Annotated in this window: 10 protein-coding genes; all 10 read left to right on the top strand. The window is 54.9% G+C overall.

Annotated features, from left to right (window positions below; genetic code table 11):
* Window positions 1-5: 5 nt before the first annotated feature.
* The 10 genes from GYMC10_RS17635 to GYMC10_RS17590 all read left to right on the top strand — a co-directional run bounded on the left by GYMC10_RS17635 (window position 6) and on the right by GYMC10_RS17590 (window position 16,869).
* Window positions 6-842, top strand: a complete 837-nt coding sequence (locus tag GYMC10_RS17635; RefSeq protein ID WP_015735774.1) for a carbohydrate ABC transporter permease — start codon at window positions 6-8, stop codon at window positions 840-842.
* Between the two features lie 5 nt (window positions 843-847).
* Window positions 848-3,316: a family 43 glycosylhydrolase gene (locus tag GYMC10_RS17630; RefSeq protein ID WP_235201665.1), complete on the top strand. Its 2,469-nt coding sequence runs from the start codon at window positions 848-850 to the stop codon at window positions 3,314-3,316.
* Window positions 3,317-3,353: 37 nt separating this feature from the next.
* Entirely contained in the window at window positions 3,354-5,120 is a 1,767-nt protein-coding gene (locus GYMC10_RS17625; protein ID WP_015735772.1) for a glycoside hydrolase family 2 protein, read from the top strand.
* A gap of 391 nt (window positions 5,121-5,511) precedes the next feature.
* Window positions 5,512-7,629: a family 10 glycosylhydrolase gene (locus tag GYMC10_RS17620; protein ID WP_162164386.1), complete on the top strand. Its 2,118-nt coding sequence runs from the start codon at window positions 5,512-5,514 to the stop codon at window positions 7,627-7,629.
* Window positions 7,616-8,593: an ABC transporter permease gene (locus GYMC10_RS17615; protein WP_015735770.1), complete on the top strand. Its 978-nt coding sequence runs from the start codon at window positions 7,616-7,618 to the stop codon at window positions 8,591-8,593. The genes GYMC10_RS17620 and GYMC10_RS17615 overlap by 14 nt, the downstream gene beginning before the upstream one ends.
* A 56-nt stretch (window positions 8,594-8,649) precedes the next feature.
* Window positions 8,650-9,531, top strand: coding sequence for a carbohydrate ABC transporter permease (locus GYMC10_RS17610; protein WP_015735769.1), 882 nt, complete (start codon window positions 8,650-8,652; stop codon window positions 9,529-9,531).
* A gap of 149 nt (window positions 9,532-9,680) precedes the next feature.
* Window positions 9,681-11,231, top strand: a complete 1,551-nt coding sequence (locus GYMC10_RS17605) for an extracellular solute-binding protein (RefSeq protein ID WP_015735768.1) — start codon at window positions 9,681-9,683, stop codon at window positions 11,229-11,231.
* A 152-nt stretch (window positions 11,232-11,383) separates the two neighbouring features.
* A complete protein-coding gene (locus GYMC10_RS17600; RefSeq protein ID WP_015735767.1) occupies window positions 11,384-13,483 on the top strand; it encodes a hypothetical protein in 2,100 nt (699 codons plus the stop codon).
* Between the two features lie 109 nt (window positions 13,484-13,592).
* Entirely contained in the window at window positions 13,593-15,929 is a 2,337-nt protein-coding gene (locus GYMC10_RS17595) for a helix-turn-helix domain-containing protein (RefSeq protein ID WP_015735766.1), read from the top strand.
* Window positions 15,930-15,963: 34 nt separating this feature from the next.
* On the top strand, window positions 15,964-16,869 hold the full coding sequence (locus tag GYMC10_RS17590) for an NAD(P)-dependent oxidoreductase (RefSeq protein ID WP_327196869.1): 906 nt from the start codon (window positions 15,964-15,966) through the stop codon (window positions 16,867-16,869).
* Window positions 16,870-16,909 lie beyond the last annotated feature (40 nt).

The raw sequence follows: 16,909 nt of genomic DNA, 5'->3' as shown, positions 1-16,909 counted from the left end.
AATCTGTGAAACGGGAAAAAATGACGGACCTCTGGTCGCTGCTGCTGCTGCTTTTCGGATCGATCTTTATGATCGCTCCGTTCATCTGGACCATCTCGACTTCGTTGAAGGATCGGCGAAACGTATTCGAAATTCCTCCGCAATGGATTCCAGAACCGATCACGTTCGGCAACTATGCGAAGGTTTGGCTGGAGTCGCCTTTGCTGCATGGATTCATGAACAGCTTGATCATCGTGGTGATCGTCCTGACCATAGGAATGCTGGTATCCGCAATGTCGGCCTATGCATTCGGCAAATTCGAATTCCCTTACAAAGGCATGCTCTTCATGGGCTTGCTCGGAACGATGATGATTCCGTATTCGGTGGTAATGATACCGCAGTATATCGGGTTTTCCAGGCTGGATTGGGTAGACACCTTGCTGCCGCTCATCGTACCCGGCCTGTTCGGCAACATCGTCGTCATCTTTTTCATACGCCAATATTTGCAGAGCGCGATGCCGACCGAATTGATCGAAGCGGCGAAGATCGACGGCTGCAGCTTTCCGGGCATCTTCTTCAAAATCGCGCTGCCGATCATGAAGCCAGCGCTCGCTGCCCAAGCCGCTCTCGGCTTTATGGGCATCTGGAACGATTTTCTCGGCCCGCTGATTTACCTGCATACGCCCGAGAAGCAAACGATTCAAGTGCTGATCGCTTCCATGCAGGCGATGTACATCGGCCAGTCGGATTATCCGATGATCATGGCCGCAGCCATCATTTCCATGGTGCCGGTGATCATCGTGTTCTTTTTCTGCCAAAGATACTTTATCGAATCGATGGCAATCAGCGGAATCAAGGGGTGAGGCGCATGCCGATAAGAATGCCGCGCCTGTCAAAAATCGCATGTTGTATCGGAGCGTTAGGTTTAGCGGCCGGATTGGCATTATCGGGATGCGATACAACCACGAAACCGGAGGCGGTCGATATGGAAATATACAATGAAATGTATGCCAATCCCTTTCCGTCGTTGGAGGAAGAATGGGAGGATTACGGCAACGGGGATCCGTATGTGCTGCGGCATGACGGCCGCTATTATCTATATGTGAGCACTAAGGATCATCGGACGGGAATCAAGGCTTGGATGTCGGACAATCTGGTCGATTGGAGCTATGCGGGGCTTGTGACGGAAGATCCCGTATCGACCGGGGCCTATGCCCCCGAAGTGATTTACTCGAACGGGTGGTTCTATCTATACACTTCTCCGGCGGGAAGGGGACATTACGTGTTCCGAAGCGAATCGCCGACAGGCCCGTTCGAAAGAATCTCCGAGAACGTCGGGATGAGCATCGACGGCTCGGTGTTTATCGACGATGACGGCTCCTGGCTGTTTACCCATGCTGGATCGTCGGGCATTGTCGGCGTTCCGATGGACGGACCCGCCGAATTCGGCGTCGGTCAGACGATTCCGGGGCCCTATCTGGGGCATTGGACGGAAGGGTCCATGATCATCAAGCGGAACGGTACCTATTACATGACATATACCGGGAATCATGTATTCAGCAAAGGCTACCGTATTCATTATGCCGTATCGCATGACTCGCCGCTCGGTCCGTACAACATTCCGGCCAACAATCCGCTCGTCATCAGCACTAAGCCGGACTTTTACGGGCTTGGCCACAGCTCGACGGTGATGGGACCCGATCTGGATTCCTATTATCTCGTCTATCATAACTTGACGGGAAGATCTCAGGAAGGCCCGCCTGTCCGGCGCATGAACATCGACCGGCTGGTATTCAACGGAGACAAGATGGAGATTCTGGGTCCTACGAATTACGATCAGCCTATCCCGAGAGGGCCGGTCTTTGCCGATCGGCTGGACGCAGACGCCATCGATGAGAACCGGTGGGAGTCGGAGAAATCGGAAGGAAGCGCTCGAATCATCAGCAAGGAGAGCACGAATCGCATCTATACGGCGGAATATAATTTGGTGCCGTCAAAGACGCGGGTCGCCGCATTGTTTGCCTATGAGGAGGCCAACCGTTTCGGGTTCGCCGAAATCGAACCGGAACTAAACCGACTATCCTTGGGCAGGATGGAGGATGGCAACCGTAAAGTGCTCGCCACCGCGGAGCTTCCGGAAGATACGGATTGGTCTAAACTGCACACGATTCGTATCGAACGAGGGAACGAGCGGCTTCGGGTCTACCTGGACGGCGTTGTGAAGCTGGATGAATCTTCGGAAACGTTCGGACCTGGCCGTATCGGGTATCGGTACGATAACGGCGTACCGGGATTGTCGTATACCGCATTCTCGAATCAAGCCGACGGCAGCAGTGACTTCGAAACGGCCAAGCCGCTTCCCGGCAGCATGGAAGCCGTGCATTATCTTAGCGGCGAAGGCAGGGGGTATGCGGTTCGTCAACCGTCGGAAACCGGCGCATGGCGTCATTCGGACGGAACGGCGATTCGGCAGGCGGAGGATGGCAGCTATTCGGCTGCGCTTACGGAAAAAGGCGATTGGCTGCGTTATGCAGTAAACGTTTCGGAATCGGGCACCTATGCGCTGGACTTGTCGGTCAAGGCTGACGCGGGGCCGGCAGCCTTTAAGCTGCTCGTGGACGATCAAAAAGCCGGAAGCTTTAAAATCGACGGCAGCCATGACGCCAGCAGCGAACCCTGGGTAAAAATTCGGGTAGGATCCCTAAAGCTCGAAAAGGGATTACATAGCCTTGCCATTCAATTGGACAATGGGCAGCTGGAGTGGAAAACGATGGAATTCGAGCTGGTCGATGATCAAGCATTCAAGATCGAACGTTTATTGGAACAAGCAAGTTCCGAGGATGTTCACGGCCGTTGGAACGAAACCGCCGGAAGTTATGCCGGAGCAGCCGATGCCGATGCCAAGATGTATGGAGGCAGCCGCCTTTGGTCCGACTACCGCATCCGGACGACCGTAACGCTGGGCGATGATCCGTCCGGTCAAGCGGGCTTACTCTTCCGGGTGACAAATGAGTCGGATTTCAGGGATCAAGTGAGCGATTCGCTGATGGGATATTTCCTCGCGGTCACCGCCACGAAACTGGAACTGTACAAACATAATTACGATTCCGAGCTGCTTCAAAGCATCAAAGTTGAGCTGGAACGGAACAAGCCCGTCAGCTTGCGCATCGAAGCAGTTCACGGGACGATCCGCGTCTTCGTCGAGGATGGAGAAGAGCCTGTCCTGACGTATGACGATCCCCAGGCCTTCATGCAGGGGAGGGTCGGCATTCGATCGGTTCATGCTGAACAGATCGGGCTTGGCGATTTAACGGTGGAATCCATAGGAACCAAATAGAAACGATAAACTAACAGAAGATGGAGAGTGGAACATAATGTCTAGCTCGCACAAATATATAAAGGACTATCCCAGACCGCAATTGGTACGCGAGGAATGGGTAAATCTGAACGGGGAATGGGATTTTCGCTTCGACGATGCTCTGGAAGGAGAAAGCGCCAAGTGGTACGAACGCCTTCAGGCTGACCGAAAAATCACGGTGCCTTTTGCGTACGAGACCAAAGCAAGCGGCATCGCGGATGAAACATTTCATCCTTGCGTATGGTATGAACGTAGTGTAGCCGTACCTGCCGAGGCAGAAGGCAAACGGATCATTTTGCATTTTCAAGCGGTCGATTATGCGGCGACCCTGTGGGTCAACGGCAGCAAAATCGGCATGCATGAAGGCGGATACGCAGCCTTTTCCTTCGATATTACGGAAGCAGTCGAGTTTGGACGCGAGAACAGGATTACCGTTCAAGTCGTGGACGGCAACAGCTGTACGCAGCCGCGCGGCAAGCAGCGATGGATGAAGGACAACTTCGGGTGTTGGTACGTGCAGACGACCGGAATATGGCAAACCGTATGGATGGAATACGTGAATCCGATTCACATCAGCCGGGTGAAGATAACGCCGGAACTGGAACGCGGGTCGGCGAATTTCGGCTATGAACTGGGCAATGCCGCGCACGGCTACGACGGGTTAACCCTCCAGACCATCATCCGGTTTGACGGGAAGCTGATCCGTTCGACGGAAACGAGCGTGGAACGCGGAACGGTAACGGTCGATGTAAGCGTCGTAAACGAAGCCGTGGGCGAATGGAAAGTCAAGCCGTGGCATCCGAACCATCCGAATTTATACGACGTCGAGATGATTCTGAAGCAAAACGGAAAGCCGATCGACACCGCCTATTCTTATTTCGGCATGCGGAGCATTCGGATCGCAGGGGACCAAATCATCTTGAACCATACGCCGATTTATCAGCGGCTGCTGCTGGATCAAGGATACTGGAGCGATACGCATCTGACGCCTCCGTCTGAGGAAGCGCTGCTGGAAGACATCGACAAAACGCTTGCGCTCGGCTTTAACGGCGTGCGCAAGCATCAGAAGCTGGAGGATCCCCGTTATTTATATTGGTGTGACCGCAAAGGATTGTTAGTATGGTCGGAAATGCCGTCGACTTACGAATTCGGAGACGATGCGGTCGAGCGGTTCACGCAAGAGTGGATGGACGTCGTCCGGCAGCATTACAACCATCCTTCCATCATCACCTGGGTGCCGTTCAACGAGTCTTGGGGAATTTCCGATATATCGACCAACCGCAAGCAGCAGCAATTTACGGAATCGATCTATCATCTGACCAAGGCTTTCGACCAGATGAGGCCGGTGATCGTGAACGACGGCTGGGAACATACGGTTTCGGATATCATTACGCTCCATGATTATGAAGAAATCGGTGCTATGCTGGAAGAGCGGTATCGGGACAAGGATGCGCTGTTAGGCAACCAAATCGCGCATAATACACACCGTTATCCATTCGCGCAGGGATATGGCTATCGGGGCCAGCCCGTCATCATCAGCGAATACGGCGGCATCGCTTTTACAAGCGAAGAAGGCTGGGGCTACGGCAATCAGGTCCGCAGCGAGGACGAATTCTTGAAGCGGTACGAAGGAATCACACAAGCGATCAAGAATTTGCCTTATGTGTGCGGGTTCTGTTATACGCAAATTACGGACGTGCAGCAGGAAGTGAACGGCTTGCTGACGGAAGACCGTAAACCGAAAGTAAACGTGGAAGCGATCCGAGGCATCAATCTGGCATGATCGTAGCCGGAGACGTATTCTCGCTTACCCGCGCATGATTGAAAAAACTCACCCAAGGGTGAGTTTTTTTTGTTGCGAGTACAAAGAAAATACATACCCATCGTTTGGATGCCTAACCGTAAACTCGATCGATCATGCAGACATAATCCGCCGTACAAGAGAATGTTGGAACGGGACATTTTTTGCAGTTTTCCTGCCAAACAAGAAATGACCAATAAACTCCTGTTCTTACTTTGCGGCTCAGTCAGGTATAGGGGACCTCGCGCTGGATATCGCCCCATGCCGGATCGGACATATTTTTCCTAACGTGCTCATGCAAGAATTGTCCCTGTTCTGCTGCCCTCAGCTTCATTATGGTAGACATACACCACAAGCCAAGGAGGGAATGGGGATGAAATGGTGGTCAACGAACCGTCTCCGATTGATCCAAAATAATCTTCGCGAGACGGACGCCGATATGGATGTGGATCTTTTGATTCGCGAGCTCAAGTCGTTCCAAGCGAATGTGCTCATGATGAATGCAGGGGGCATATTTGCGTTCTATCCATCATCGCTTATGCATCAATATGTAACGCCTTATTTAACCAAGGACCTTCTGGGGGAAGCGGTAGAAAAAGCCCATGCTAATGGATTGCGATTTATTGCACGGTTCGATTTCAGTAAAGCGCATGAATCGTTGTGGATGCGGTATCCCGAATGGTTTTACCGGGACCGTGAGGGGCGGGAGGTCAATTATAACGGCATCGTTCATACGTGCCTGAATGGAGCCTATCAGCAGGTGAAGTCGCTGGAGAGTATTCAAGAAGTGCTGGAGCGTTATCCGGTGGATGGGATTTTCTTCAATATGTTCGGCTACCAGCATTGGGATTACAGCGGGAATTTCTATGGTCCTTGCTATTGCCCAAACTGCCGCTTGCGGTTTCGCGAAGTAACCGGCGAAGATTTGCTGGCGTATACCGGTCCCGAACATCCGATGCACGAGCTGTACCGGTCCTTCCAGGAACGGACGTCAAGGGAAATGCTGGAGCGCATTCACGGATTCGTGAAGTCGCTGCGGTCCGATGTGGCCATTAGCACGTATCACCCACACCGGGTCGATATCGTCCGCAAGGAATCGAATACGTCGCTGAAAAGGAGCGGCCAGCCTTGGCTGTATTCAGCCTCGGAGAATGTTGCGTCCATACAAGACAGCTGGGATGACAAGCTGGTCAGCAACTGCAGCATTAACGCCATCGACCTGACCTACCGATTCACAGGAGTCTCCGAGAATGAAAATGCGATCCGTTTATATCAAAGCATCGGAAGCGGATCGGGGCTGGATTTCTGTATCATCGGGGCATTCGAAGGATACCCGGACCGGGCAAGCTTCGAAACGGTAAAGGATATTTTCAGATACCATGCGGAGCACGAGGAGCTGTTCGGACAGCTTGGCTCCATGGCTGAAGCGGTGCTCGTCAAGCCAGCGGCCCCCGAAGCAGCAGCGGAATATCAAGGTATGTTCAAAATGCTAAAGGAAGAGCACGTCCTCTTCGATGTGGTGATGGAAGAACAGCTGGTGGCCATGGAGTCCAAACTAATGCATATGCGAGCGGTTATTCTTCCCGGCGTTCAGGGATTGTCGGTGGCGGCGGCGCGAGCGCTGCATCGGGCGGCGGATGCCGGCGCGGTGCTGGTCGCAACGGGAAGCGCGCTGGAGCGGCAGCCGGAGCTGCTTAAGGAATGGTTCGCGGCCTCGTTCGCCGGCGTGAAACAATCGGAGCCGGGCGCATACCTGGACGTTTCGGACAAGTCGCATTTCCCCGGATTTGCCCATGGCCGGGACTGGATCGTCGCGGGCGGAAGCTTTGCCCGCGTTGCCTTTGACCCGGATACGACCGAGTGCCGATTGCCATTCATCGAACCGTCCACGTTCGGGCCGCCGGAGCGTGCCTACGGCCACCGCATCGGAGCAGATTACGGTTTGGGGCTGCACAGGCGGGTCGGCAAGCAGGGAACGGTCCGAACCGGCGTGTATATGCCTTGGAATCCAGGCGAGCTCTACTATCGCCACGGGTTCGAGGACTACAGGCAGGTAATGGCGGACGTTCTACATAACATCGTGCCGAATCGGGTTGCTACTACGAACGCACCTCCATGTCTAGAGTTGTTCGTTCACCGTTTGAAGGAGGGCGGATGCCTGGTTCAGCTGCTGAATCTCTCCGGATATAACGGGACGACTTTTATGAATCCGCTTCCGTTATATGATGTTCAGGTGGAACTGACCGTTGATCGCGTGGACGAAACCGCTGTAGCGAATGCGTCGGGGTCTTGGCCGCAAAAGTGGAAGCTGCCAAGAAACGCGGTAGCGAGGGGCAGGCTGCTCCGTGCCGAATCCGATGCGCAGGTGGAAACCTCGCAAGATCGCGTGACGGTGACGCTGCCGCAAATCGGCCGTTATGAAGCGGTTTGGCTTCAGGCCGTGCCTGTCGGCGATCGAAAGGAGCTGATCACCAGCGATGCCAAAGCCTAAATCTGCTATACCTGCCCAAGGGGCCGGCAGGGTCATCAAGCCGGGCCTAACGCTTCGCCCGAGCAGTCTCGCGTCCCGCATCGTCAAGCACCGCATCATTTATTTGCTGCTGTTGCCCGGGCTGCTCTTCTTCTTGCTGTTCAAAATCGCTCCGATGTGGGGGCTGCTTCTGGCCTTCAAAGATTATAATCCGTTTCTTGGCTTTGCCGGAAGCGAATGGGCTGGATTTAAGCACTTTGCGGATCTGTTCTCGAGCTCCAACTTCTATATTATGTTGCGGAACACGTTTGCGATCAATATGATCGCGCTGATCTTCCATTTTCCGCTCCCAATCCTGCTGGCCCTGATGCTGAATGAAATCCGGCATGAGAGCTTTAAGCGCCTGAACCAGTCCATAGTTTACCTGCCTCATTTCCTGTCGTGGGTCGTCGTGGCCAGCATGACGTTCTTTCTGTTGTCGACGGACGTGGGGATCGTCAATAAACTCATTGCCGAAAGCGGCAGGGATACCGTTTCCTTTCTGTCCAATCCCAATTACTTCTGGGGACTTCTGACCGCGCAAAGCATGTGGAAGGAGGCCGGATGGGGAACGATTATCTTCCTGGCGGCCATGGCGGGCGTGGATCCCCAGCGTTACGAAGCCGCCGTCGTGGACGGGGCGGGCAGGTTCCGCCAGATCTGGCATATCACGCTTCCGGCCATCCGGCCAACGATCATCATTTTGCTTATTCTTCGGCTGGGCAGCATGGCGGACACTGGCTTCGAGCAGATTTTGCTGATGATGAATCCGCTGGTGCGCTCGGTGGCGGAGGTGTTCGATACGTACTCCTACACGCACGGCATTCTTCAAGGGAAAATCAGCATAGGGGTGACGGTCGGCATGTTCAAGGGGCTGGTGGGGCTCGTCCTGATCGTGGCCGCCGACAAAATCGTAAAGCGGCTCGGCCATGAAGGCATTTATTAAGCCACCAAAGGCGTCTGCCGAATACTCATTATGCTAAACGAAAGGAGGAATTCCGCGTGAGCTTCGTTATCCGAAAAAAAGGGCTAAGCTTGTTCGATTGGATCAACTACAGTCTAATCACCATGTTCTCGGTCGCATGCTTGTTTCCGTTTCTATACGTGTTCAGCGTTTCCTTTACGGATCCCGAGGTCTATGTTCCGCTTAAATTTTATTTGTTTCCCGAGCAGTGGTCCTTGGAGTCCTACAAGTACATTCTATCGACCAACAGCTTTATGAATGCGTTTAAAAGCACCGTTTTCATTACGGTTGTCGGTACCGCGCTCAACATCGTCGTTTCCTTTACGATGGCCTACGCGCTGACGAAACGGTCCATGCCCGGGAATCGCTGGGTAATGGGGCTCGTCATCTTCACGCTGGTGTTCAGCCCGGGTATCGTGCCCAACTACTTGCTGGTCAAGGAACTAGGCCTGTTGAATTCCTACTGGTCCATGATCTGGCCGGGCCTGACCAACGCCTGGAGCTTGATCGTTATCAAAAGCTTCTTGGATTCGCTTCCATCCGAATTGGAGGATTCCGCGAAAATGGACGGCTGCTCGGATATGGGCGTGTTTTTGCGAATGATAATCCCGCTGTCGATGCCGGCGATCGCCACCTTCACCCTGTTCTTTGCGGTCGGGCATTGGAACGCCTATTTTAACGCCTTGATTTACTTATCGGATTCCAGCAAGTGGACGCTTCAGCTGTTGATTAAAACGCTGGTCATCGATTCCAATTCGGTGGCGGTGGCCCAGGCCGGGGCAAGCGACGAAAACGTGGTGCCGCAAGAGACCATCCGGATGGCCTCAATTGTACTAGCGATGGTACCGATCTTGGTTGTTTACCCATTTCTGCAAAAGCATTTTGCCAAAGGGGTGATGCTCGGGTCGATTAAGGGTTGAGGAAGGAAACGGCGCATCGATGCCCTGTGCATCGGATATGCAGCCGGTAGGATTGAAAGCGTTATCCTACCGCAAATTGGCGGGAAGGAGATAGAACTCTGCTTCAAGAACAATACATGGATGATGAGCATCCATAAGGAGGGGTTTACATGAAAAACACATCGAAGAAGGGAAGCTCGCATAGCAGCTGGAAGCTCTGGCTCGCGGCCCTCATGGCCGTCGTCATGCTGGCAGGCTGCGGGGGGCAGGCCGGCGAGAAACCGCAGAACGCCGGAGGATCGGAAGCAGAAGGCAATGACGGCAAGCCGATGACAATCAAAATGTTTGCCGGGCTCTATAACGAGATCCCCGACATGAACAATGACTATTGGAAGGAATGGGAGCGCCGCACCAACGTCAAGCTGGACGTGGAATGGGTGCCGTCGGGCGATCTGGACACGAAGCTGGATTTGCTGCTGGCCTCCGGCGATCTGCCCGAAGTCGTGGCCTATCAAAATCCGATCCGCCCCACGCTGATTACGGCGATCCAGAACGGCGCGTTTTGGGATTTGACGCCGTTCCTCGGGGATCTCAGCGAGTATCCGAACCTGAAAAGCAATCTCGCCCCGGATGCACTGAAATATTTGTCGGTGGAGGGGAGCATCTATGCGGTGCCGCGGTCCCGGTCCAGGATCGACGGCGGGTTGAAAATAAGAGAGGACTGGCTGAAGCAGCTGGACATTCCGATCCCTACCGATTTCGACGAATATAAAGAAGCGTTGAAGAAGATCGTCGATGCCGATATGGACGGCAACGGGAAGAAGGATACGGTAGGTCTCCTATATATCAATAACCCGCCCGCATCATTCCAGGCCGGCTTCGGCGTATACAATCCGACCTATACCGATGATGGCGGGCTAATGAGCCCGTCCCTTACGCCTCAGTACATCGAGATGGTGGAATGGCTGCGCGGACTGTACGCGGACGGCCTGATGTCCAAGGAATACGCGGTCATGAAGGAAAGCCAGGCGGAGGAGCTCTTCAAGACGAACCGCGCCGCTTCCTATGGACGTCCGATCTGGTGGGATCATGAATGGGAGCAGGCGATGAAGAAGTCCGGTCAGCCTGATGCCAAAATCCTGAACGTGACCTTGAAGGGACCGAAAGGGGATTATGCGGTCGGCCTGGAAACCGGCGTAGCCGGCGGGTTCTACATCTCCAAGAAGGTGCCGGAGGAGAAGGTGAAGCAGCTGCTCAAATATTTCGACCAGACGGCGTCCCAGGAAATGACCGATTTTGCCTATTACGGCATTGAAGGCGTCCATTACACCGAAAAGGACGGGCAGAAGGTGCTGACGGAACAAGGGGTCAAAGAAGTCAATACGACGAGCAAGGGAGCGGGCGTACTGGCTTATGCCAAGTGGGGCAAGGTGATCAGCGCTTCCGGAGATAAAGCCTTTAACGATGCCAAAATCAAAGAGGTGGAAAATTACGACGAGATCGGAAAAATCGACCACTATCGCGTCATCACGTCCGAGGGCTGGCGCAGCACATGGCCTAAATACAGCGACGAATATGCTTCCATGGTGACAAAGGCTATCGTCGGGCATATTCCAATGGAGGAGTTCCGCGCATACGTTGATCAGCTGAACAACCAGCCGGACATTCAGGAAGCGTACCAACAAATGGCCGAAGCATACAAGCAGTTCAACGGGGAGTAACGGACAGTCGGCTCGGGCGGTCTCGCATTCTGGAGCGAATATGTTGAAGAACGGGAGGAGACAGCATCGTTGAAGCCTCTGTTCAAACCGGCTGTCTCCGCCTAGCGAATCGCCCGTTTGTTGCCAGTTTGAAATGAGAAGGAGGTAAGGCAATGACGAAGGTTAATGAGGAACGCTTCTGGTGGCACAAGCCGCTGCGCGTCATCCAGCCCAATATGCAAGTCCAGGATACCGCCTGCATCGACCCGCCCCGGCTTGCCGCGCAGCTGAAGGAGATGGGGGCGAATGCGATGGTCTTCAATACAGGCGGCATATATGCCTGGTATGACACGCAGGTTCCGTACCATACCGTGAACGGATATCTCCCGGAGGGGCGCGATTTGCTCGGGGAACTGATCACGGCCTGCCACCTTGAAGAGCTTCGATTTATTGCCCGGTTCGATTTCAGCAAAGCAGATGACAGCGTGTACCTCCGAAGGCCGGAATGGTTCGTCCGCAAGGAGGGCGGCCGCCCGGAGATCATCGGGGCTGAACGGCCCGGACCGTGGCCGCTCTTGATGTCCACCTGCATCAACGGCGGCTACCGCAATGCGGATGTTGCCGCTCCGGTGCTCCGCGAAGCGCTGTCGCGGTATCCGATCGATGGCATTTTTTTTAATAACCCCGGTTATGTGTTCTGCCGATGCGAGCGATGCAGGCGTAAATACGCGGAACGGTACGGCAAGGACCTCCCGGACTCCCCGCAGGAGCTGGAGCCGGATTTTGCTGCAGGATGCTTCGATGACAATATGAAAGCGATGCATGACCTGATCAAGCAGGAGAGGCCGGAGGTGCCCATGATTCTATACTATAACCTCCACCGCGACAATCTGTCGAAGCGCGTTCAGATCACTGATATGCTGTGTACGGAGCCGCAGGACGTACTCTCGCTCGGCCATGCCTTGATCCCTGAATTCTGGAAGCCGGCTCTCAGCATCAAGGTGGGGCGGTCGGTTCCGGGCAGGCCGGCTCCGTTTGGCATCGTGCATTCCTGCCCGGGTATGGACTGGCGCCATACCGGGCTTCCGGTAGCGGAATACCGCTTCTGGCTGGCTCAAATTCCGGCCAACGGCGGTCAGATCTGGCACTCCGTCTCGGGCATACCCGATACGATCGAAGACAAGCGGATTTTGAAAACCGTAGCCGAGCTGAATCATCATGCCGCCAAGTTGGATGCCTATATGGACGGGGCCGTATCGGCTGCGGAAACCGCCCTGCTCTGGAACGAGCGCGGCGAGGCGCAGAGCTGGGCCGAAACGATGATCAACCGGCAAATCCCGTTTGACGTGCTGCTTCCCCAGAGCAGGAAGGATTGGGAGTTGGACCGCTACCGCGTTGTATTGATTCCCGAAGGAACTGAATATACCCCGTCCTTGATCCACGACTTGCGTTCGTACGTACATGGTGGGGGACAACTGCTTACGGAAGGGGCACTTCCTTCCGCTGCTGCCGACGCCGGCGTAAAGCTGCTCCATGATCTGCTCGGCATTTCGGATGAAGCCTTCAAAAGCGAATACCTGATTGCCTCCTATTTGCGGTTTCAGGAGCTGTCGTGCGAGATCAACCCGCTCCAGCAGGGAATGGATACGACGGCGCTGATTGCTCACCGCGGTTATGTGACTTATGCTCATCCGCGGAATGACGCGGTACGGGTGCTGGCGACGCTGGTGCCGCCGTTTTCTCCGCCGGAAAGCGTGGGGGCGCCGCCGGAACGGGCATCGCTGCCAGTATCCCGTACCGATCTGCCGCTTGCGCTGGAGCAATCGTGGGGTGCCGGACGCGCCATGTATTTCACGTTCTCGCTGGGTGCGCTGCTCCGCGAATTCAAGCTGCCCGAGCATGAGATGCTGCTGGCTAATGCGATCGACCACCTGCTTGACGGAAGGCCGCTGCTGTCCGTAACGACTTCGTATCCCGGACTGCAGGCGACCCTCTTCCGAAACGGGAGCGACCTGCTGCTTCACTTCGTGAACGGAGCCGGCCGCCGGCCGCTTGCAGCGACGCTGCCTCTGCACGACATCGAGGTCCGGCTGAGACCGGGGACTAGATGGCCTACAGGGAGCGGCTTTAAACTGGAGATGTTGATCGGCGGAGGCTGGATAGAAGGTTTCGCAGCGAACGACGAATTGAACTTCACCCTGCCGCGGCTGGAGGTTTGGGAGTGCATTCGGATCCCGCTGAATCCCACCGTTAACGCTGTTGGGGAAGGATAGAGGAAGCGGGAGGACGAAGTATAACAGGTGTAGGATCATCCGTAGAGAGTTGCGGATGGCACAGTGATCCCAGGGCAGTTCCTGCCGCGGGAACCGGAGGTGATAATTCGTGAAGTCTCTTTGGCAGCATATTCAGGCATCGTTCCTCCGCTGGTTCTCCGCGAACCGCTATCTGAAGCGTCTGATTTGGCTCGGATGTCTGTCGGCCGTAATTCCGGTGATCCTAGCCGGAAGCGCGTACTATCATTTCTCCATGAAAAAGCTGACGGTCCAGTTCCAGGAAAATAATATGGCTTCCTTGCTGCAGCTGAAGGACCGCGTCGAAAATATCATAACAAGCATCGAGCATGAATCGCTTCAGCTTGCCAGCGGTCCGCTGATTCGCAGCGCGCTGGAAAATCCCGAATATGAGACGGACTACATGCAGCAATTGGATATGCTCAAGCTGTTTCAGCTGCACAAAAATACTAATAACCTGATCGAAGACATCCTGTTTTACGATGTTCGGCACCGGCTGCTGCTGTCGCATACCTATGGCCTGGTCCACCTGGACGGGTATAAAGGAAAAGAAGATATTGAGCAAGCCCTGGCGAGGGAAGGGGGAGCGAGGTGGATGCACCTCCCGAAGTCGTCGGAGAACGGATACGTCTCTTACGTCCGCCATCTTCCCGTTATGGTGCAGGGCCAACCGAGAGGCACCATCTTCATACACGTGAAAGAGGAATCGCTTCGCAGCCTTTTGAACAATTACTCTCTTTCCCTGGAGGAGCAGTCGCTGGCCATTCTGGACTCCGATCACCGGGTCCTGCTGCATACGGATGGACGCAGCGAGATCGGCAAAACCGCGGATGAAGACCCAATTTTGGGGTCTTTGGTAGAGAGCGGGGAAACGTCCGGCCATGACGTGATGACCGGGGAGGACGGCAAGGAACTGATCGCCTTTTACAAGACGTCTATGGGCCGTCTATACGTGTCCCGGATGCCGGAGCGGGAGATGATCGAGCAATTGAGGTGGATCCGCGTCCTGATCGTCATGTCGGTGACCGTCTTCATGCTGATCGCGGTATTGCTCACCTGGTTCTCGTCCAAAATCGCGTACAATCCGATTCAGCAGCTCCTTCGTTACGGGGAGCATTTGAGAAGAGACGGCAGGAGCGGGGTGGAGAGCTCCGTCAAAGAGAATGAAATCGAATACATCCGCTCCTCCCTCAGCTACTTAAACGAGCAGGCGGAATCCCTGAACAGCTACATTCGAAAAATTCAACCGGATTTACGGGAACGGTTTCTGCAGCGTTTGCTGCTGTCCGGAAGCTCATGGCGGTCCGGCACACTGGAGGAGGGGTGCGCGAAGCACAAGATCCCGATGAGCGGACCATATGCCACGATGGTGGTGAAAGTCGAGAATCCGGTGAAAAAACGATTCATGCCTAACGAAGGTCCGGTCATCGTGTTTGCGGTTAAAAACGTCATGTCCGAGCTGCTGGCAAACAACCGGCAGCTGGAGGGCTACGTGGTGGACCGGGAGGATCGTGAAGCGGCGGCGATCCTGAGGCCGGGAGAGCCCGGGGCTTCCTCCCAGGAGTTCCGCAGCCTCCTCGCATGTTATGCGGAATCCGTCAGCCAGTCCCTGGCGCGCTATCTTTCTTTTTCCGCGTCCATCGGCATCGGCAATACTGGAACATTGACCCGGGCGGCAGAATCCTATAAGGAGGCGCAGCTTGCTCTGCAATATCGCCTGTTCCATGATGCCGATACCGTACTGTTTTATGAAGACATGATCCGCATCGAGCGTAATCCCGTGTTCATGTATCCGAAGGATATCGAATCGGAGATGATCGAATATTTGTGGAACGGGGATCTTCCGCAGGCGGAGGCGTCACTTCATGAATTTTCCCGGCGTATTCGGGTGTCGGAATCGTACAACGTGACCTCCCAGAGCTATTACGTGCTGCTCTCGGCCATAGTCCAGTCGATGGAGGAGAAAGGTCCCGGCGTGCTGGAGCTGCTGGGGGGTAACCTGTTCGACCAGCTGAAGGAGAACCAGACCTCCCGCGAAATGCATGACTGGTTCATCGGCGTGCTGTTCCCGCTGTACCAGGAAATCAGCCATGACTTGCGCACCCGATCCACCCGCCTGATCGTTCAGCGGGTATGCGGCCATATCTGCCGTCATCCCGATGGTGCTCATTCACTGGCGGACTGTGCCGAGCTGGTGGGGGTGAGCCCGTCGTATCTCAGCCGGCTGTTCAAGAAGGAGATGGGCATATCCTTTGTTGAATACGTCATGAACTTCAAAGTGCAGAAGGCGAAACAGCTGCTCAAGGATACGGATTACACGGTCACGGAGATTGCTGAAATCGTCGGTTATTCCGAACGAAACCTGAACCGGGCCTTTCAGCGATTCCTGCAGATGTCTCCACGGCAGTATCGGCTGTCGGTAAGATAGGAAAACAGCTTTTACAGACTCAGGCTTATATAGAATAAAAGGAGAGGATCACATGATGACAATCGCACCGAATCAAACGACCGTAGGGTTTATCGGCTTGGGCGTAATGGGCCACAGCATGGCAGGGCATATCCGGAAAGCCGGCTACCCGCTGCACGTTCACACGCGAACCGCCTCCAAGGCGGAACGGCTGGTGGCGGACGGGGCCGTCTGGCACGATACCCCGGCCAAGCTGGCGCAGGCCTGCGACGTAATCATTACGATGGTGGGCTACCCGAAGGATGTCGAGGAACTCTATTTGGAACCGGACGGGCTGGTGGCGCATGCCAGGGAAGGGGCATATCTGATCGATATGACGACGTCCAGTCCGCTGCTTGCCCGCCGCATTTATGAAGCCGCCTCGTCGAAAGGGCTCCATGCCATGGATGCTCCGGTCTCCGGCGGTGACGTGGGGGCACGTGAGGCGAGGCTGTCCATCATGATCGGCGGGGAAGAGGGAGACGTCAAGGCGGTGCAGCCGCTGCTGTCGACGATGGGAAGCAATATCGTCCATCAAGGGCAAGCCGGCGCCGGACAGCATACGAAGATGTGCAACCAGATCGCCATTGCCTCTAACATGATGGGAGTCTGCGAGGCGATGGCCTATGCGGAGAGCGCCGGGCTGGATCCCGAAACCGTGCTCAAGAGCATCGAGAGCGGAGCGGCGGGCAGCTGGTCGCTTAGCAATTTGGCTCCGCGCATGATTGCCGGGAATCTGGAGCCGGGATTCTATATCAAGCATTTCATCAAGGATATGGGAATCGCGCTGGAATCCGCTAAGGCGATGAACTTGGTTACGCCGGGCTTGTCCCTAGCCGAATCGCTGTACAGCCAGCTGGCCGAGAAGGGGCTTGAGGATAAAGGCACGCAGGCTTTGATTAGATATTATACGGGTGAATGAGATTCGGATTCTTTTGCCTCAATAACATAACAGTCTCAAT

Origin of the sequence: Paenibacillus sp. Y412MC10 (genome assembly GCF_000024685.1) — a bacterium.
Lineage (GTDB): Bacteria > Bacillota > Bacilli > Paenibacillales > Paenibacillaceae > Paenibacillus_AQ > Paenibacillus_AQ lautus_A.
The sequence above is the reverse complement of the archived record's forward strand: the minus strand, read 5'-3'. Positions and strand labels throughout refer to the sequence as shown.

Coding starts and splice junctions, on each gene's coding strand:
- GYMC10_RS17625 (WP_015735772.1), top strand. CDS start 3,354: ATGTCTAGCTCGCACAAATATATAAAGGACTATCCCAGACCGCAATTG.
- GYMC10_RS17620 (WP_162164386.1), top strand. CDS start 5,512: ATGAAATGGTGGTCAACGAACCGTCTCCGATTGATCCAAAATAATCTT.
- GYMC10_RS17600 (WP_015735767.1), top strand. CDS start 11,384: ATGACGAAGGTTAATGAGGAACGCTTCTGGTGGCACAAGCCGCTGCGC.
- GYMC10_RS17630 (WP_235201665.1), top strand. CDS start 848: ATGCCGATAAGAATGCCGCGCCTGTCAAAAATCGCATGTTGTATCGGA.
- GYMC10_RS17615 (WP_015735770.1), top strand. CDS start 7,616: ATGCCAAAGCCTAAATCTGCTATACCTGCCCAAGGGGCCGGCAGGGTC.
- GYMC10_RS17605 (WP_015735768.1), top strand. CDS start 9,681: ATGAAAAACACATCGAAGAAGGGAAGCTCGCATAGCAGCTGGAAGCTC.